The following is a 17,429-nucleotide window of genomic DNA, read 5'->3' as shown; positions in this document are numbered from 1 at the left end:
ATTCATTTACGCTGAGGTAGCGTGTCCGATGATTCCGGATGTACCTTGAGGCAATGGTGAGCGCGATGGGATTCGAACCCATGACCTACTGATTAAAAGTCAGTTGCTCTACCGGCTGAGCTACGCGCTCCCGCGGGCTCGAAAAGGCCGCCCTCGAAATTGCGCGGAACATAGGGAGAGTGCTTCGGCCGGTCAACCGGAAAAAGCGGGCCCGTGAACCTGTCCAGCGCTGGCAATTGCGGCACCCTAAGGTCGCTCCTGGCCTCTGCCCGTCGGCGACAGCCGATGCGGGGGAACAAATCCCCTGCGCCGACCGTTTTCGGCCTACAGGGACGTCCGCCAATCCTTCGAGGAGAAGACCGATGAACAGAATCCTATCCGGCGTGATTGCAGCTACCCTTTCGGCCACATTTGTTGCGGCGGAAGTGGTGCCGGTCAACGCTGCAACTGCCTATGTACCCCTATCCCAGACCGTAACGCCTGATGTGCAGACAGTGCAGTACCGCGAGTGGAGGAGAAACCGCTCCTTTGACCGCAATTTCTCGCGCAACCGCAGTTTCGCCCGCAATGGCGGCATGTATTGGAATGGCCATCGCGGCTATCGCGAATACCGTCGCGGCTATCGCCGTCACGGCGACTACTGGTTCCCGCTCGCGGCCTTCGCCACCGGCGCGCTGATCACCGGCGCGATCGTCAACAGCGAGAACAACCGCGTCTATGAAGGCAATGCCCATGTGCAGTGGTGCTACGACCGCTATCGCAGCTACCGCGCTTCGGACAACACGTTCCAGCCGAACTACGGTCCGCGTCGGCAGTGCCGTTCGCCCTATTGATTTGCGGGTGATTAAGTAGCTGACGAGCAGGCCCGTGCCAGAACTGGCGCGGGTCTTCTCTATCGGAGCGTTGTCAGCCTGCCCATTTGACGCTCTTCAGAATAAGAAAAAGCGCACCGCCTTCACCACGCGGCGAGCGGTACGCTCCAAGGGCATCGCAAATTCGAACCGCCGCCGCCGTCAATTCCCAGCCGAGCACTTCCAGGTCATTATCCGCATCTCTCACGTAAGACTGAGTCAGCTCGTCAATGCTGTTTTTCTCGCCGAAGGATCGAACCAGCTTTGCGTCGCTGAGAACATCGTCGGGCAAATTCGAATTTGCCCAGGCCCACAGCCAGTTATCTGCCTTGGCGCTCGTGGAGCCGGCAATCTGGATCTCGGCGATCACCTTGACCGCCCCCTCCTTGGAGAACAGAAGCCTTCCTGTCGTCATGTCATAATCGTAGCGAGACCAGTGGCCGAGCTGGAAGTCTTTCTCCAAACGGGCATTCTTGGCATTCAGTTGTTCGATAGCCTCGTCGCGCCAATCAGGATACCAATCTGGCTTCATTTCCCCTCGCCCCCATTAGACAATCGGTTATGGCACGCTCAGGGTCCTGCGCACAGCATCGCGCCAGCCTGCGAGTTTGGCCGAGCGTATGGAGCTATCCATATCCGGCTGGAAGCGCCGCTCGAGCGCCCAGCTTTTCGCAAACTTCTTGGCATCCGGCCACACGCCCGCCTTCGACCCGGCGAGCCAGGCCGCCCCCAGCGCCGTGGTCTCCAGAATGGTCGGGCGGTCGACGGGTGCGTCGAGGATGTCGGCCAGGCGCTGCATGGTCCAGTCCGATGCAACCATGCCGCCATCGACCCTGAGCACCGTCTTGGCCGCGCCGCCCTTCCAGTCCTTGCGCATGGCGTCGAGCAGGTCGCGCGTCTGATAGGCGACCGATTCAAGTGCGGCGCGCGCAAACTCCGCCGGACCGGAATTGCGGGTCAGCCCGAAGATGGCGCCGCGCGCTTCGGCGTCCCAGTGCGGCGCGCCGAGCCCGACGAAGGCCGGCACCAGATAGACGTTTTGCGAGGGATCAGCCTCATCAGCCAATTTGCCGCTCTGCTCGGCCTTGCCGATCACCTTGATGCCGTCACGCAGCCATTGCACGGCCGCACCGGCAATGAAGATTGAGCCTTCCAGCGCATAGGTCGTCCTGCCGTTCAGCCGGTAGGCTATGGTGGTCAACAGCCGGTTCTTCGAACGGACCAGGTCGCTGCCGGTGTTGAGCAGCGCGAAGCAGCCGGTGCCATAGGTCGACTTCATCATGCCCGGCTCGAAGCAGGCCTGGCCGATGGTCGCGGCATGCTGGTCGCCGGCAACGCCGAAGATCTTTATCTCGGCGCCGAACAGACCCTTCTCGGTGGCGCCGTAATCGTCGGCGCAATCCTTCACCTCAGGCAGCATCGCGGCGGGGATGCGCAGGATCGAAAGCAGTTCCTCGTCCCAGACATTCTCGGCGATGTTGTAGACCAGCGTGCGCGAGGCATTGGTGGCATCGGTGGCGTGGACCTTGCCGCCGGTCAGCCGCCAGATCAGGAAACTATCGATGGTGCCGGCCAGCAACTCGCCCTTCTCCGCGCGTCGCCTCGCCCCTTTCACCTTGTCGAGCATCCAGGCGATCTTGGTGCCCGAAAAATAAGGATCGAGCAGCAGGCCGGTCTTGCGGGTGAATTTCTTCTCCTGCCCTTGCTTCTTGAGCTTGTGGCAGAGCGGTGCGGTGCGGCGATCCTGCCAGACGATCGCATTGTGGATCGGCTTGCCCGTCGCCCTGTCCCAGATGACGACGGTCTCGCGCTGGTTGGTGATGCCGATGGCCGCGACATCCGAAGCGACGCGACCGGCCTTCTTCAGCGCGGCTTTCACCGTCGCCACGACACTGCTCCAGATTTCCTCCGGATCGTGTTCGACCCAGCCGGAGGCCGGATAGTGCTGGGTGAATTCCTTCTGCCCGGAGCCGACGACTTTCATGTCGCCATCGAACATGATCGCCCGGGTCGACGTCGTACCCTGGTCGATCGCCAGCACAAAACCACTCATCCCAACGTCCTCCGCCTCGATACAAAGAAGGGAGACGGCAACGCGCCGCCTCCCCTAATTTCACACGGGCGCGAGCGCCCGCATAGACAGTCCTATTTCTGCCAGCTCTTCACCAGTTCGTCGTAGTTGATGGTGATCGGCTTGTCTTTCTCCTGCTCGAGCTTCAGCTGAGGGGCGAGATTGCCGGCCTTGACCGCGTCGGCATTCCAGTAGGCCAGATCGTGCTCTTCGGCCATCTTCGGCCCGATGTCGCCCTGGACACCGGATTTCTCGATACGGCTCATGACCTTTTCCTGATCGGCGCAGAGCGAATCCATGGCTTCCTGCGGCGTCTTGGCACCCGAGGATGCGTCGCCGATGTTCTGCCACCAGAGCTGCGCCAGCTTCGGATAATCCGGCACGTTGGTGCCGGTCGGCGTCCACTGCACACGGGCCGGCGAGCGGTAGAACTCGATCAGACCACCGAGCTTCGGCGCACGTTCGGTGAAGCTCTTGTCGTGGATGGTGGAGTCGCGAATGAAGGTCAGGCCAACCTGGCTCTTCTTCACGTCGACGGTCTTGGAGGTCACGAACTGCGCATAAAGCCAGGCGGCCTTGGCGCGGTCGGTCGGCGTGGACTTCATCAGCGTCCAGGAGCCGACGTCCTGATAGCCGAGCTTCATGCCGTCCTTCCAGTAGGAGCCGTGCGGCGATGGCGCCATACGCCACTTCGGCGTACCGTCCTCGTTCATGACCGGCAGGCCCGGCTTGACCATGTCGGCTGTGAAGGCGGTGTACCAGAAGATCTGCTGGGCAACATTGCCTTGCGACGGCACCGGACCGGATTCGGAGAAGGTCATGCCCTGAGCTTCCGGCGGCGCATAGGCTTTCAGCCAGTCAAGATACTTCTGGATGGCGTAGACCGATGCTGGTCCATTGGTGTCGCCGCCGCGTGCCGTGCACGAGCCGACAGGCCGTGAATTCGCATCGACCTTGATGCCCCATTCGTCGACCGGCACGCCATTCGGCAGGCCCTTGTCGCCGTTGCCGGCCATCGACAGCCAGGCGTCGGTGAACCGCCAGCCGAGCGACGGATCCTTCTTGCCGTAGTCCATGTGGCCATAGACCTTCTTGCCGTCGACGTCGCGGCCGGTGAAGAACGCAGCGATGTCCTCATAGGCCGACCAGTTGACCGGGACGCCGAGATCGTAGCCGTATTTGGCCTTGAAGTCGGCCTTGTTCTTCTCATCGTTGAACCAGTCGTAGCGGAACCAATAGAGGTTCGCGAACTGCTGGTCGGGGAGCTGGTAAAGCTTCTTGTCCGGCGCGGTGGTGAACTTGGTGCCGATGAAGTCGTCGACGTCCAGCATGGGATCGGTGACGTCCTTGCCTTCGCCCGCCATCCAGTCGGTCAGGTTGCGCACCTGCTGGTAGCGCCAGTGCGTGCCGATCAGATCCGAATCGTTGACCCAGCCGTCGTAGATGTTCTGGCCGGTTTGCATCTGGGTCTGAATCTTTTCGACGACGTCGCCTTCCTGGATGACGTCATGCGTGACCTTGATGCCGGTAATGGCGGTAAAGGCCGGCGCCAGCACCTGAGACTCGTACTGGTGCGTGGTCAAGGTTTCCGACACGACCTTGATGTCCATGCCGGCGAAGGGCTTGGCCGCGTCGATAAACCACTGCATTTGCTTTTCCTGGTCGGCACGGGAAAGCGTCGAGACGTCGCCTATTTCCTTGTCCAGGAAGGCCTTGGCCTCGTCCATTCCGGCATACGCATTGCCTGCCCCGAGCAATAGGACAAGCGCGGTCGTCGATGTTAGAAATTGCCGTCGCATTGTGTTTCCTCCACATTTTGAAAAGATTTCAAGTGCGATCTGAAGCGGCCGCCGGTACGCGGCCGCTTCAACAGTTTCCCCCTCTATACGTAGCGGAACACGCCGATGGCGTAGGCTACGGAGAGAGCGAGAGCCCACCACAGGTTGGGTCCGACAAGACCCAGCCAAGCGAGATGGATAAAGGCGCTGCCAAGCAGCGACAGGAAAAGACGGTCGCCGCGCGTCGTCTCGAAGCGCAGCACGCCGACGCGCGGATTGCCGCCCGGAGAGGCGTATTCCCAAGCGCCCATCCCGACCAGAAGCAGCACGATGACGGCGAAAAAGGCGGCCGTCGGCCAGGTCCACGCCATCCAGGAGAAGTCGAGGTTCATGGTCAAACCCTCCCCAGGGCGAAGCCCTTGGCGATATAATTTCGCACGAACCAGATCACGAGCGCGCCGGGGATCAGCGTCAGCACGCCGGCTGCGGCCAGCAGCCCCCAGTCCATGCCCGATGCCGAGACGGTACGGGTCATTGTGGCGGCGATCGGCTTGGCGTCTGTCGTGGTCAGCGTGCGGGCGATCAGCAGCTCGACCCACGAGAACATGAAGCAGAAAAAGCAGGCGACGCCGATGCCGCTGGCGATCAGCGGCATGAAGATTTTTACGAAGAAGCGCGGGAACGAATAACCGTCGATATAGGCGGTCTCGTCGATTTCCTTCGGCACGCCCGACATGAAGCCCTCGAGGATCCACACCGCCAGCGGCACGTTGAACAGGCAGTGCGCCAGCGCCACTGCGATATGCGTGTCAATGAGGCCGAAGGCGGAATAGAGCTGGAAGAACGGCAGTGCAAACACCGCCGGCGGCGCCATGCGGTTGGTCAAAAGCCAGAAGAACAGATGCTTGTCGCCAAGAAAACGATAGCGCGAGAAGGCGTAGGCAGCCGGCAACGCCACGGACACCGAAATCACCATGTTCATGACGACATAGGTGATCGAGTTGATGTAGCCGGAATACCACGCCTTCTGGGTGAAGATGGTGACGTAATTGGCGATCGTAGGCTGATGCGGATAGAGCGTCAGCGAATTGACGATCTCGGCATTGGTCTTGAAGCTCATGTTGATGAGCCAGTAGATCGGCAGCAGCAACACGATGATGTAAAGCGTCGGCACGATCCACCACCAGCGCGATTCCTCGCCGCGCCGGCGCATGCGCCGATCGATTTCGCTCTGCGACAGCGCGCTTGAGAGCCCTTCTGAAACCTGGCTCACCCGGTCACGCTCCGTCGTCGTCTCGTTGGCGCGGCCCATCTCAGCGCTCCGCGTCGTAGTTGGTCATCACGGTGTAGAACACCCATGACAACAACAGGATGATGAGGAAGTAGACCAGCGACATGGCCGCCGCCGGCCCAAGGTCGAATTGGCCGAGTGCGGTCTTGACGAGGTCGATCGACAGGAATGTCGTCGAATTGCCCGGCCCGCCGCCGGTGACGACGAAGGGTTCGGTGTAGATCATGAAACTGTCCATGAAGCGCAGCAGCACGGCGATCAGAAGCACGCGCTGCATCTTCGGCAACTGGATGTAGCGGAACACCGCCCAGCGCGAGGCGCCGTCGATCTTGGCCGCCTGATAGAAGGCATCCGGGATCGAGACCAGGCCGGCATAGCAGAGCAGCACGACGAGGCTGGTCCAGTGCCAAACGTCCATGACGATGATCGTCACCCAGGCGTCGAACGGATCCTGCACGTAATTGTAGTCGATGCCGATCGCGTTGAGATAATAGCCCAGCAGGCCGATGTCGTTGCGTCCGAACACCTGCCAGATGGTGCCGACGACGTTCCACGGGATCAGCAGCGGCAGCGACATCAAAACCAGGCAGACAGGAACGCCCCAGCCCTTTTTCGGCATGTTGAGCGCGATGAAAATGCCGAGCGGCACCTCGATTGCCAGGATGATGAAGGAGAAGATCAGGTTGCGCACCATCGCTTCCCAGAAGCGGCTGGACGAAAGCAATTCCTCGAACCATTCGGTGCCGGCCCAGGTGAAGACATTGTTGCCGAACGTGTCCTGCACCGAATAGTTGACGACGGTCATCAGCGGGACGACAGCGGTGAAGGCCACCAGCACCAGCACCGGCAGCACCAGAAACCAGGCCTTGTTGTTCCAGGTCTTGTCCATCTATGCCCCCATCTCGACACGCCAGGAATCGGCATAGATGTTGATGCCGGCCGGATCGAACCGCACCTTCGGTTCAGCCGGAACCGTTTCGTCCTCGCCGATCACGGCCGCGATGTCCCGGCCTTCCAGTTTGGCGCGCACCACCTTGTGGCGACCGACGTCTTCGACCTTGCTGATCGAGACAGCCATGCCGTCGCGACCGAGCCGCACATATTCAGGACGGATGCCGAGTTCGACTGCGCCGCTGCCGGCTTTGGGCGCGCCCGGCAATTCGATCCGTTGCGAACCGAGCATTGCCGTCCTGCCTTCGATCGCCACCGGCATGACGTTCATGCCCGGCGACCCAATGAAATAGCCGACGAAGGTATGGCGCGGCCGCTCGAAAAGTTCCGCCGGCGTGCCGATCTGGACGATGCCGCCATCATACATGACCACCACCTGGTCGGCGAAGGTCAGCGCCTCGGTCTGGTCGTGCGTGACATAGACCATGGTGTAGCCGAAGCGGCGGTGAAGCTGCTTGAGCTGTGAACGCAGCACCCACTTCATGTGCGGATCGATGACGGTCAGCGGCTCGTCGAACAGGATGGCGTTGACATCGGAGCGCACCAGCCCGCGGCCGAGCGATATCTTCTGCTTCTGGTCGGCGGTCAGACCCCTCGCCTTCTTCTTCGCCCAGGACGACAGGTCGATCATCTCCAGCGTCTCGCGCACCTTGCGGTCGACGTCGGCTTCCGGCACGCCGCGATTGCGCAGCGGGAACGCCAGATTGTCGTAGACGGTCATGGTGTCGTAGATGACCGGGAACTGGAACACCTGCGCGATGTTGCGTTCCTGGGTCGACAGGGTGGTGACATCCCTGCCGTTGAACAGCAGCTGGCCGTGCGAGGGATGCAGCAGGCCCGAAATGATATTGAGCAGCGTGGTCTTGCCGCAGCCGGAAGGCCCGAGCAGCGCATAGGCGCCGCCGTCCTCGAAGGTGTGATGCACTTCGCGTAGCGCGAAATCGGCATCCGTTCGCGGGTTCGGCAGGTAGGAATGCCTGACATGGTTGACGTTGATGCGCGCCATATCGCCCTCCTCAAGCCGCCAGCTTCGGTGCCGTCACGGCGCGGCCGTGCTCGTCGAAAACCATGATGTGACGCGGGTCGATAAACACATCGATCGCATCATCGGGCTCGAAATCGAGGATGCCGTGAGACAGCATGACCCAGCGTGCATCGGCGAAGTCGAGATGGATGAAACTCTCCGACCCAGTGATTTCTGTGATGGTGACCTTGGCTCGCACCGGCACTGCCAGGGCATTGGGCCGTTCGAGCGAAAGATGGTGCGGTTGAAAACCAACCGTGTAGTTCGCATCGGCAATGCCGACGAGTTCGGGCGGCACCGGCAGCTTGACCCCGCCCTCGAGCAGGAAGTCGGCGCCTTTCTTGGCCAGCACGATGGTGTTGAGCGGCGGATCGGCGAACGTCTTGGCCGTCACCAGGTCGACCGGCTTGCGGAACACATCGATGGTCGGCCCGAACTGGGTGATCTGGCCTTCCGATAGCGTCGCGGTGTTGCCGCCGAGCAGCAACGCCTCGTGCGGCTCGGTCGTGGCGTAAACGAAGATGGTGCCGGCGGCGGCAAAAATCCTCGGCAGTTCGGCGCGCAATTCCTCGCGCAGCTTGTAGTCGAGATTGGCGAGCGGCTCATCGAGCAGCACCAGGCTGGCATTCTTGACGATGGCGCGCGCCAATGCGGTGCGCTGCTGCTGGCCGCCAGACAGGTTGAGCGGCGTGCGGTCGAGATAGGGCGTCAGTTTCAGCAATGCGGCGGCTTCCCGCACCTGGCTGTCGATCCTGGCCTGCTCGATGCCGGCCACCCGCAGCGGCGAGGCGATGTTCTCATAGACCGTCATCGCGGGATAGTTGATGAACTGCTGGTAGACCATGGCGATCTTGCGCTTCTGGACCGGCATGCCGGTGACATTCTGGCCATCGAACCAGACCGAGCCGGAAGTCGGCACATCGAGGCCGGCCATCAGCCGCATCAGGCTGGTCTTGCCTGAAAGTGTTGGTCCGAGCAGGACGTTGAGCGAGCCGTGCTGAAGCGTCAGCGACACGTCGCGGATGTGCTCGATCGCACCGACCGTCTTGGTGACGTTCCTCAGTTCCAGCATGACGCCTCCTCCCAGGCTTTCCGCATCAGCTCAAAAACCTCTTCATTCAGCGGCCGCGACGTGCCGCCGGCTTATGCCACGCATGAATTCATCGAGTGCGGAAACCTGCTCGCGGCCAAGATGCAGGCCGCGCTTGGTTCGCCGCCACAGCACGTCTTCCGCCGTGATAGCCCATTCGTTTTCAACGAGATAACGCACTTCGGCCTCGTAGAGATCGCCGCCGAAATTGCGGCCGAGATCGGCATTCGACTTGGCAAGGCCGAGCAGGACCTGTGCACGCGTCCCGTAAAGCCGGGTCAGCCGGCGGGCAAGGCGCGCGTCGAGGAACGCATAGGCCGCCTTCAGCTTTGCCACCTGCGCGTCGAAACCGGTGGCGGGGAAGTCACCCCCAGGCAGTGGCGCGTTGGCGGTCCATGGCTTGCCGCGCTTGCCGAGAAAACCTTCGATCTTTTCCAGCATCGATTCCGACAGCCGGCGGTAGGTGGTGATCTTGCCGCCGAAAGCGTTGACGATCGGGGCCGCGCCGTCGCCGCCATCGGCCTTCAGCACATAGTCGCGAGTTGCTTCCTGCGCCTTGGAGGCGCCGTCATCATAGAGCGGGCGAACCGCCGAATAGGTCCAGACAATGTCCGAGCGCTTCACCGGTTGCGCGAAATACTCGCTGGCCGCGGCGCAGAGATAGTCGATCTCGGTGTCGCTGATCTTCACGTCGTGCGGATCGCCGGGATAGTCCCGGTCGGTGGTGCCGATCAGCGTGAACTCTTCCTCATAGGGAATGGCGAAGATGATGCGCCCATCCCTGTTCTGGAAGAAATAGGCGCGCGGATCGTCGAATTTCTTGGCGATGACGATGTGACTGCCCTGCACGAGGCGGACATTGTGGACATCGTTCTGGCCGACGACGCCGGACAGGACATGATCGACCCATGGACCGGCAGCATTGACCAGCAGCCTTGCCTTGATCTCCTCGGTCGCGCCTGTCTGCAGGTTCTCGATCTTGATCGCCCAGATGCCACCTTCGCGGCGTGCCTCGACCACCTTGGTGCGGGTTCGGATCGTCGCGCCGCGGTCGGCGGCATCGCGTGCATTGAGCGCCACCAGGCGTGCATCATTGACCCAGCCATCCGAATATTCGAAAGCCTTCTTGAACAATGGCTTCAAGGGCTTGCCCGCCGGGTCGCTCGCCATGTCGAGCGTCCTGGTCGCCGGCAGCAATTTGCGCCCGCCAATATGGTCGTAGAGGAACAGGCCGAGCCGGATCAGCCAGGCCGGGCGCAGGCCCTTGGCATAGGGCAGCACGAAGCGCATCGGCCAGATGATGTGCGGGGCGTTCTTCCACAGAACCTCGCGTTCCATGAGCGCCTCGCGCACCAGGCGAAATTCGTAGAATTCGAGATAGCGCAGCCCGCCATGGATCAACTTGGTCGAACCGGAGGATGTTCCGCTGGCGAGATCGTTCATCTCGGCGAGAAAAACCGAAAAGCCACGACCGACGGCATCGCGGGCGATGCCGCAGCCGTTGATGCCGCCACCTATGACGAAAATGTCACGGATTGAAGATGCGTCCACTTAGCTCCTCCACGATTTCGCATTGCACCATTTTGGGTCTTTTGCGAAACCGTGGTGGAATTATTTCGAACTGATAACGAATGTCAAACGAAATATCGCGAGCCTGTGAGACGGCCGTGAAACCTCTTAGCCGAGCGATGTCTCGATCAGTTGAACCTCTGCCTCCTGGCAGATCTTGCGCACCGAAGGAATGTCGCAGCGATCGGTGATGAAGGTGTTGACCTGCGACAGATGGCCGATGCGCACAGGCGCGGTGCGTTCGAATTTGGTCTGGTCGGAAACCAGGATGACATGTCTTGCGTTGGCGATAATCGCTTGCGCCACCTTCACCTCGCGAAAATCGAAATCGAGCAAGGCGCCGTCATGGTCGATCGCCGAGGCGCCGATCACGGCATAGTCGACCTTGAATTGCCTGATGAAATCGACCGCCGCTTCACCCACGACACCGCCATCGGAGCCGCGCACCACCCCGCCGGCAATCACCACCTCGATCGAAGGATATATGCGCATCCTATTGGCAACATTGATGTTATTGGTGATCACCATCAGGCCGTTGTGGTCGAGCAAAGCCTTGCTGACCGACTCCGTCGTGGTGCCTATGTTGATGAACAGCGAAGCGTTGTCGGGGATCAGCTTGGCCGCCGCGCGTCCGATCGCCTCCTTCTCTTCGGCGGCAATCTTGCGCCGCGCCTCATACTCCATGTTCTCTATGCCCGAGGGAAACAACGCGCCGCCATGGATGCGCGAAAGCAGCCGCTGGTCGCAGAGGTCGTTGAGGTCCTTGCGGATGGTTTGCGGCGTCACATTGAAATGCGTTGCCAGGTCGTCGACCAGCACGCGCCCATTATCCTTGGCCATCTGGACGATTTCGGCATGGCGCGGCGATAGATACATTTGGGCAAGCTCCCGTTTTCGTTTTTCTTGAGCATAGTTGAAAACGAAACCGATGAAAAGGCACAAGCCGGCTAACGAAAATCACATGATTGCAAAGACAAACTCCTGCGCAATCCGGAACAGCCTTGATTAGGACATGGCGCGCGCGACTTCGGTGATGACCGCGAAAGCGGCATCGACGTCGCCAGCCGTCGCCTCGAACTGACCAACCTGGAAGCGGATCGCCACCCGTCCATCGACCCTCGTCTGTGTCAGGTAGATGCGGCCGTCGTCGTTGATCGCATTGACCAGCCGCAGATTGTGTTCGTCGGAATTGGCGTCCGGGGCCGCCTCGTGCCGGAACGAGAACAGCGAGAGCATCGGCTGGCTGACGATCTCGAAATCTGCCTCTTTGGCCAGCCGCGCGGCGAGGCCTTCGCTCCAGGCGACATGGTTGCGGATCATCGTGCGCAGGTTTTCCAGCCCGTGAGCGCGCAGCAGGAACCACAATTTCAGCGCGCGGAAGCGCCGCCCGAGCGGCACCGACCATTCGGAGTAGTTGATGATGCCGTCGTGACCATGGGTCTTCAGATAGTCCGGCTTAATGGCCAGCGTCCTGACATGGCTTTCGGGATCGCGCAGGAACTGGATGGAGCAGTCGAATTGCGCGCCCAGCCATTTGTGCGGATTGAAGACGATCGAATCGGCGCCTTCGACGCCGGTCCAGAAATGCCGGTACTCAGGACAGATCATCGCCGACCCCGCCCATGCCGCGTCGACATGAAGATAAAGCCCATGCCGCCGCGCCACCTCGGCGACCGCGGCAATGTCATCGGTACCGCCGGTGCTGGTGCCGCCAACGCAAGCGATGATCCCCGCCGGCAGCATGCCGGCTTGCCGGTCGGCGATGATCGCCGCTTCGAGAGCCGAAGTATCCATGGCACGAAAACGGCCGGCGACCGGAATGCGCACCAGATTGTCCTCGCCGATACCCGACACCCAGATCGCCCGGTCGATGGAGGTGTGCACCTGGTCGGAGGAATAGATGCGCAACCGCTCCTGCCCGGCCAGCCCCTTTTTGTTGCCTTGCCAGTCCAGCGCCCGCTCGCGCATGGTCAGCACCGCGTTCAGTGTCGCCGACGAGGCCGAATCCTGGATCGCGCCGGAAAAGCCCTGCGGCAGGCCGAGCGCCTGGCGCATCCAGTCGACGGTGCGCGTCTCGAGTTCGGTCGCAGCCGGCGAGGTCTGCCAGAGCATGCATTGCGCGGCCATCGCCGACACCAGGTACTCCGCCACCACCGAGACCGGCGCGGCGTTGGCCGGGAAATAGGCGAAGAAACGCGGATGCTGCCAATGCGTCATCCCCGGCACGATCTTCTCCTCGAAATCGGCGAAGATCCTGTCCATCGGTTCGGCGTCTTCGGGCGGCGAGGCTTCTATGCTCCTGAAGATGTCGCCCGGCTCGACCAGCGGCCGCACCGGCCGCTCGCGCAATGTGTCGCGATAGTCGGCGCCCCAGTCGGCGGCGCGTTGCGACCATCGCCGGAAATCATTGTTGTTCATCTTGTCCTCCCGACACGATCGTAATGCCGGCACTCTTCGCCCGGCCTTCAAAATCCATTACTAATTAACACGTGAAGCATATGCAACGGCTGACGCCTGCCGCACTCACCCTAGCCAGGAAAATCCGGCAGGCTGGCAAAGGCCGTCTTCAACGCATTCGACCAGCCATCGGAGATCGTGCGATAATACTGGTCGTCCTGGCCGATCCGCTTCCTCAGGCCAACCTTGAAGGCATCATTCTCCAGGAAAAGCAGATCGAGCGGCAGGCCGACCGACAGGTTCGACTTCAGCGTCGAATCGAAGGAAACCAGCAGCAGCTTCACCGTCTCGGCGAGGCTCATCGTCCGCTCATAGGCACGGATGATGATCGGCTTGCCGTATTTGGTCTCGCCGATCTGGAAGAACGGCGTGTCGTCGGTGGACTCGATGAAATTGCCTTCTGGATAGATCATGAACAGGCGCGGCGGGCTGCCCTTGATCTGGCCACCCAGGATGAAGGAGGCGTTGAAATAGGAATCGGCCTTCTCGCCCGCGGGCGAAGAGTGCGCGATCACTTCCTTGACGGTGTCCCCGACCAGCCGCACCGTCTGATACATGGACGGCGTTTCGAGCAGCGTTGCATGGCGGTCAGCCACGGCCTTGGTGCGCTCGTCGAGCAGGCTGACCACGGCCTGTGTCGTCGCCAGATTGCCGGCCGACATCAAGACGATGACGCGCTCGCCGGGCTCTTCCCAGACATGCATCTTCTTGAAGGTCGAGATCGAATCCATACCCGCATTGGTGCGCGTGTCCGACATGAACACGAGCCCGCGATCGATCTTCAGGCCGACGCAATATGTCATGGAATCTCTTCTGGCACCAATCCTTGCGGGATTACTGCTCTACCGTGACGGTGACCGCAAGCAGTTCTTCCGCCTGCCCCAGCCGAATTCCCGACACCGGTGAGGCGTCGCGGTAGTCGCGACCGGTGGCCACCTTCACATAGCGTTCGTCGGGAGAGATACCGTTGGCGGGGTCGAAGGCAACCCAGCCGAGGCCCGGGACATGGGCTTCGGCCCAGGCGTGGCTTGCCGCCTGCTCGACAGCGGCGTCCATCATCAGATAGCCGCTGACATAGCGGGCCGGAAATCCCATCGCACGCGCGGCGGCGGCGAAGATGTGGCCATGGTCCTGGCAGACCCCGGTCTTAAGCGCCAGGGCTTCTTCCGCCGACGTCGTCGCGTTGGTAGTGCCCGGCGTATAGGCGACGCGTTCGCAGATGATGGCCATCAGCCGATGCAGCCTTTCGATGTCGGTCCCCTTGCCGACCGTCTCGGCAAGCTCGCGGATACCGTCGCCGATCGTAGTCAAGGTCGTCTCCTGCGCGAACAGCCAAAGCGGCGCAAAGCCCTGGTGTGGTCCGCAGACGCCCGCTGTGTCGCGTGTCACCGCCTCGCCCGATGCCTCGACCGTGATGAAGTCGCGGTCACCCTCGACGCTCAGCAGCCGGTTGTCATTGCCATAGTGGTCGGTAAATCGCACTTCCTCGCGCGCACCTTCGACCTTCAGCGCCCAGGACAGCACCGTCTGTGTCGGCCCGCTCACCGGAAGCAGCCGCAGCCTCTGGAGCAGATATTGCACCGGCGCATCGTAGCGGTATTCCGTCCGGTGGGTGATCTTGAGCCGCATGGCGTCATTTTCCGTTTGTAAGCATGATCTTGTCCGCAAACCGGTTTCCACTTTGCGGGATCATGCTCAATAAAACCGGTAATCCTGCGCGATCTCGTCGCCGAGCCTGGTGTTGTCGCGAATGAACCCCGCCAGGAACTCGTGCAGGCCGGTGTCGAATATATCCTTGATCGATCCGGCCCTCAGCATCGCCTGTGTTTTGTCCGCCGTGGCGTGGCAGGCATGCCGCTCGCCATAGTCGTCGCCAAGAAATTTCAGATGCTCCGACAGGAAGCGATAGCAGAAGGTCAGCGAACGCGGCATGCGCACATTGAGGATCAGGTAATCGGCGATGTTGGTCGGCTTGTAGTCGGCGTCGTAGACCCAGCGGTAGGAGCGATGCGCCGACACCGAGCGCAGGATCGATTCCCACTGGTAGTTGTCGAGTGTCGAGCCGACCCAGGAAATCGACGGCAACAGCACGTAATATTTCACGTCGAGGATGCGCGCCGTGTTGTCGGCGCGCTCGACATAGGTGCCGAGCTGCGAAAAATCGAAAATCTCGTTGCGCAGCATGGTGCCGTAGAACGAGCCGCGGATCAGCGCCGTTTCGCGCTTGATCGCGTCGAGGACGGTCGGCAGGTCGCGCTCGTCGATCGGCCTTGCCAGCATCCGCTTCAGCGCCATCCAGGCTTCGTTGATGCTTTCCCACGTCTCGCGCGTCAGCGCGGTGCGCACCATGCGCGCATTGTTGCGGGCCGTCTCGATCGACGACATCGTGCTCGAAGGGTTCGACGTATCGCGAAGCAGGAAATCGGAGACGTTGGCGGCCGTATAGTCTTGGTATTTCTGCGTGAAGGTGACATCCGAGCCGGCGCTGAGCAGCACCGAATTCCACTCTTCCGACGCGCTTTGCGTGCGGGTCAGCGCCATGCGCAACCCGGCATCGACCAGCCGCGCCATGTTTTCAGCCCGCTCGATATAGCGGTTCATCCAGTAGAGCCCGTTGGCGGTGCGGCCGAGAAGCATGGGAGGCCCTTCGGGCTAGTGAGTAGGGAATAGTGAGTAGAGAATAGTAAGCGCTTGAATCTCAATGGAATATGGCATTTCCCGGTCCCCTCTTATACTCACTACTGACTATTCCCTACTGCCTACTGCCTACTGCCTACTGCCTACTGCCTACTGCCTACTGCCTACTGCCTATTCGCTCTCTCAATCATCCAGCACCCAGGTGTCCTTCGTGCCGCCGCCTTGCGAGGAATTGACCACCAGCGAGCCTTCCTTCAACGCGACACGGGTCAGCCCGCCGGGCACGATCTGGATGCGGTCGGACACCAGCACGTAAGGCCGGAGATCGACATGGCGCGGCGCCAGGCCCTTGTCGGTCAGGATCGGACAGGTCGACAGCGCCAGAGTGGGCTGCGCGATGTAGTTGGAAGGTTTTGCCGCCAGCTTCTTGGCGAAATCCTGGCATTCCTTCTTGGTCGCCGCCGGCCCGACCAGCATGCCGTAGCCGCCCGAGCCATGCACTTCCTTGATCACCAGTTCGTGGATGTGCTCGAGCACGTATTTCAGGCTGTCCGCTTCCGAACAGCGCCAGGTCGGGATGTTGCCGAGGATCGCCTTGCGGCCAGTGTAGAATTCGACGATCTCGGGCATGTAGGAATAGATCGCCTTGTCGTCGGCGATGCCGGTGCCCGGCGCATTGGCGATGGTGATGTTGCCGGCACGATAGACATCCATGATGCCTGGCACGCCAAGTGCCGAATCCGGCCGGAAGGTCAGCGGGTCGAGGAAGGAATCGTCGACACGGCGGTAGAGCACGTCGATCTGCTTGTAGCCCTCGGTCGTGCGCATCGCGACATGGCCGTCGACCACGCGCAGATCCTGCCCCTCGACCAGTTGCACGCCCATCTGGTCGGCGAGAAAAGCGTGTTCGAAATAGGCGGAATTGAAACTGCCGGGCGTCAGCACCGCGATGGTCGGCGCACCCTTGGTGCCTTGCGGGCGAACCGCCGCCAGGGACTGGCGCAGAAGCTGCGGATAGTTCTCCACCGGCCGCACCTTGATCTTCTGGAACAGCTCGGGAAACAGCTGCATCATCGTTTCGCGGTTCTCCAGCATGTAGGAGACGCCGGATGGCGTGCGCGCATTGTCCTCCAGCACGTAGAATTCGTCCTCGCTGATGCGGACGATGTCGACGCCGATAATGTGGGTGTAGACGCCGGCCGGTGGCCGCACGCCGATCATTTCCGGCAAAAACGCCTCGTTCTTGGCGATCAATTCCCTGGGAACGCGGCCGGCGCGCAGGATTTCCTGGCGATGGTAGATATCGTCGAGGAAGGCGTTCAGCGCCTGCACGCGCTGCTCGATGCCTTGCGTCAGGCGCCGCCACTCATTGCCTGAAATGATGCGTGGAACGATATCGAAAGGGATCAGCCGTTCGGAGGCTTCCTGCTCGCCATAGACGGCGAAGGTTATGCCGGTCTTGCGGAAGACGCGTTCGGCGTCCTGCATCTTCTCGGTAAGTCTGGCTGGATCCTGCTCCTTCAGCCAGCGATCATAAGCCGAATACGGTCTTCTCAATCCGGAGACTTCCGGAAGCATTTCATCGAACGCTGCCAATCGCATACTCCCCTGTGACACCATTTCACTGGCCTCGCCGGAGAAAATCAAGCGCAATCGGTGATTTGGAGGAAGCGGGCGATCAGTATCTTGCGCCTGCCTAAAATTGAGGCA

General features: G+C 61.2%; 16 protein-coding genes and 1 tRNA gene. 1 reads left to right on the top strand and 16 read right to left on the bottom strand.

Annotated elements, in window-relative coordinates:
* Positions 1-54 precede the first annotated feature (54 nt).
* Positions 55-130: transfer RNA gene (locus tag MESOP_RS20855), tRNA-Lys, on the bottom strand.
* A gap of 232 nt (positions 131-362) precedes the next feature.
* On the opposite strand from MESOP_RS20855, the gene MESOP_RS20850 reads away from it, so the two are divergent.
* Positions 363-833, top strand: a complete 471-nt coding sequence (locus tag MESOP_RS20850; RefSeq protein ID WP_013895321.1) for a BA14K family protein — start codon at positions 363-365, stop codon at positions 831-833.
* 73 nt (positions 834-906) lie between these two features.
* On the opposite strand, the gene MESOP_RS20845 is transcribed toward MESOP_RS20850, so the two are convergent.
* The 15 genes from MESOP_RS20845 to MESOP_RS20775 all read right to left on the bottom strand — a co-directional run bounded on the left by MESOP_RS20845 (position 907) and on the right by MESOP_RS20775 (position 17,315).
* Positions 907-1,383: a DUF6882 domain-containing protein gene (locus MESOP_RS20845; protein WP_013895320.1), complete on the bottom strand. Its 477-nt coding sequence runs from the start codon at positions 1,381-1,383 to the stop codon at positions 907-909.
* 27 nt (positions 1,384-1,410) lie between these two features.
* Positions 1,411-2,904, bottom strand: a complete 1,494-nt coding sequence (glpK, locus tag MESOP_RS20840) for a glycerol kinase GlpK (RefSeq protein ID WP_013895319.1) — start codon at positions 2,902-2,904, stop codon at positions 1,411-1,413.
* Positions 2,905-2,996: 92 nt separating this feature from the next.
* Entirely contained in the window at positions 2,997-4,721 is a 1,725-nt protein-coding gene (locus MESOP_RS20835; RefSeq protein ID WP_013895318.1) for an ABC transporter substrate-binding protein, read from the bottom strand.
* Positions 4,722-4,804: 83 nt separating this feature from the next.
* The gene (locus tag MESOP_RS20830) at positions 4,805-5,092 is read right to left on the bottom strand and encodes a DUF2160 domain-containing protein (protein ID WP_013895317.1); all 288 of its coding nucleotides are present in this window, start codon (positions 5,090-5,092) and stop codon (positions 4,805-4,807) included.
* A gap of 2 nt (positions 5,093-5,094) precedes the next feature.
* Positions 5,095-6,012: a carbohydrate ABC transporter permease gene (locus tag MESOP_RS20825; protein ID WP_013895316.1), complete on the bottom strand. Its 918-nt coding sequence runs from the start codon at positions 6,010-6,012 to the stop codon at positions 5,095-5,097.
* A 1-nt stretch (position 6,013) separates the two neighbouring features.
* Entirely contained in the window at positions 6,014-6,880 is an 867-nt protein-coding gene (locus MESOP_RS20820) for a carbohydrate ABC transporter permease (protein ID WP_013895315.1), read from the bottom strand.
* Positions 6,881-7,948 (bottom strand): ABC transporter ATP-binding protein, encoded by a 1,068-nt coding sequence (locus tag MESOP_RS20815; RefSeq protein WP_013895314.1) that lies wholly within the window; start codon positions 7,946-7,948, stop codon positions 6,881-6,883.
* A 10-nt stretch (positions 7,949-7,958) separates the two neighbouring features.
* On the bottom strand, positions 7,959-9,038 hold the full coding sequence (locus MESOP_RS20810; protein WP_013895313.1) for an ABC transporter ATP-binding protein: 1,080 nt from the start codon (positions 9,036-9,038) through the stop codon (positions 7,959-7,961).
* A 42-nt stretch (positions 9,039-9,080) separates the two neighbouring features.
* On the bottom strand, positions 9,081-10,607 hold the full coding sequence (glpD, locus tag MESOP_RS20805; RefSeq protein WP_013895312.1) for a glycerol-3-phosphate dehydrogenase: 1,527 nt from the start codon (positions 10,605-10,607) through the stop codon (positions 9,081-9,083).
* A 126-nt stretch (positions 10,608-10,733) separates the two neighbouring features.
* The gene (locus MESOP_RS20800) at positions 10,734-11,501 is read right to left on the bottom strand and encodes a DeoR/GlpR family DNA-binding transcription regulator (protein WP_013895311.1); all 768 of its coding nucleotides are present in this window, start codon (positions 11,499-11,501) and stop codon (positions 10,734-10,736) included.
* A 129-nt stretch (positions 11,502-11,630) separates the two neighbouring features.
* Positions 11,631-13,043, bottom strand: coding sequence for a pyridoxal phosphate-dependent decarboxylase family protein (locus MESOP_RS20795; RefSeq protein WP_013895310.1), 1,413 nt, complete (start codon positions 13,041-13,043; stop codon positions 11,631-11,633).
* Positions 13,044-13,153: 110 nt separating this feature from the next.
* Positions 13,154-13,885 carry a proteasome-type protease gene (locus tag MESOP_RS20790; protein WP_013895309.1) on the bottom strand — a complete coding sequence of 244 codons (732 nt, stop codon included), beginning with the start codon at positions 13,883-13,885 and terminating at the stop codon, positions 13,154-13,156.
* 31 nt (positions 13,886-13,916) lie between these two features.
* Positions 13,917-14,711: a transglutaminase family protein gene (locus MESOP_RS20785; RefSeq protein WP_013895308.1), complete on the bottom strand. Its 795-nt coding sequence runs from the start codon at positions 14,709-14,711 to the stop codon at positions 13,917-13,919.
* Between the two features lie 66 nt (positions 14,712-14,777).
* Positions 14,778-15,719, bottom strand: coding sequence for an alpha-E domain-containing protein (locus MESOP_RS20780; protein ID WP_013895307.1), 942 nt, complete (start codon positions 15,717-15,719; stop codon positions 14,778-14,780).
* Positions 15,720-15,902: 183 nt separating this feature from the next.
* The gene (locus tag MESOP_RS20775) at positions 15,903-17,315 is read right to left on the bottom strand and encodes a circularly permuted type 2 ATP-grasp protein (protein ID WP_041164205.1); all 1,413 of its coding nucleotides are present in this window, start codon (positions 17,313-17,315) and stop codon (positions 15,903-15,905) included.
* Positions 17,316-17,429 lie beyond the last annotated feature (114 nt).

This window comes from Mesorhizobium opportunistum WSM2075 (assembly GCF_000176035.2).
Classification (GTDB): domain Bacteria; phylum Pseudomonadota; class Alphaproteobacteria; order Rhizobiales; family Rhizobiaceae; genus Mesorhizobium; species Mesorhizobium opportunistum.
This window is presented reverse-complemented; position numbering and strand designations above follow the sequence as displayed.

What these genes read in the sequence shown, in the direction of transcription:
- MESOP_RS20850 (WP_013895321.1), top strand. Translation starts at nt 363, where the DNA reads ATGAACAGAATCCTATCCGGCGTGATTGCAGCTACCCTTTCGGCCACA.
- MESOP_RS20845 (WP_013895320.1), bottom strand. Translation starts at nt 1,383, where the DNA reads ATGAAGCCAGATTGGTATCCTGATTGGCGCGACGAGGCTATCGAACAA.
- glpK (WP_013895319.1), bottom strand. Translation starts at nt 2,904, where the DNA reads ATGAGTGGTTTTGTGCTGGCGATCGACCAGGGTACGACGTCGACCCGG.
- MESOP_RS20835 (WP_013895318.1), bottom strand. Translation starts at nt 4,721, where the DNA reads ATGCGACGGCAATTTCTAACATCGACGACCGCGCTTGTCCTATTGCTC.
- MESOP_RS20830 (WP_013895317.1), bottom strand. Translation starts at nt 5,092, where the DNA reads ATGAACCTCGACTTCTCCTGGATGGCGTGGACCTGGCCGACGGCCGCC.
- MESOP_RS20825 (WP_013895316.1), bottom strand. Translation starts at nt 6,012, where the DNA reads ATGGGCCGCGCCAACGAGACGACGACGGAGCGTGACCGGGTGAGCCAG.
- MESOP_RS20820 (WP_013895315.1), bottom strand. Translation starts at nt 6,880, where the DNA reads ATGGACAAGACCTGGAACAACAAGGCCTGGTTTCTGGTGCTGCCGGTG.
- MESOP_RS20815 (WP_013895314.1), bottom strand. Translation starts at nt 7,948, where the DNA reads ATGGCGCGCATCAACGTCAACCATGTCAGGCATTCCTACCTGCCGAAC.
- MESOP_RS20810 (WP_013895313.1), bottom strand. Translation starts at nt 9,038, where the DNA reads ATGCTGGAACTGAGGAACGTCACCAAGACGGTCGGTGCGATCGAGCAC.
- MESOP_RS20800 (WP_013895311.1), bottom strand. Translation starts at nt 11,501, where the DNA reads ATGTATCTATCGCCGCGCCATGCCGAAATCGTCCAGATGGCCAAGGAT.
- MESOP_RS20795 (WP_013895310.1), bottom strand. Translation starts at nt 13,043, where the DNA reads ATGAACAACAATGATTTCCGGCGATGGTCGCAACGCGCCGCCGACTGG.
- MESOP_RS20790 (WP_013895309.1), bottom strand. Translation starts at nt 13,885, where the DNA reads ATGACATATTGCGTCGGCCTGAAGATCGATCGCGGGCTCGTGTTCATG.
- MESOP_RS20785 (WP_013895308.1), bottom strand. Translation starts at nt 14,711, where the DNA reads ATGCGGCTCAAGATCACCCACCGGACGGAATACCGCTACGATGCGCCG.
- MESOP_RS20780 (WP_013895307.1), bottom strand. Translation starts at nt 15,719, where the DNA reads ATGCTTCTCGGCCGCACCGCCAACGGGCTCTACTGGATGAACCGCTAT.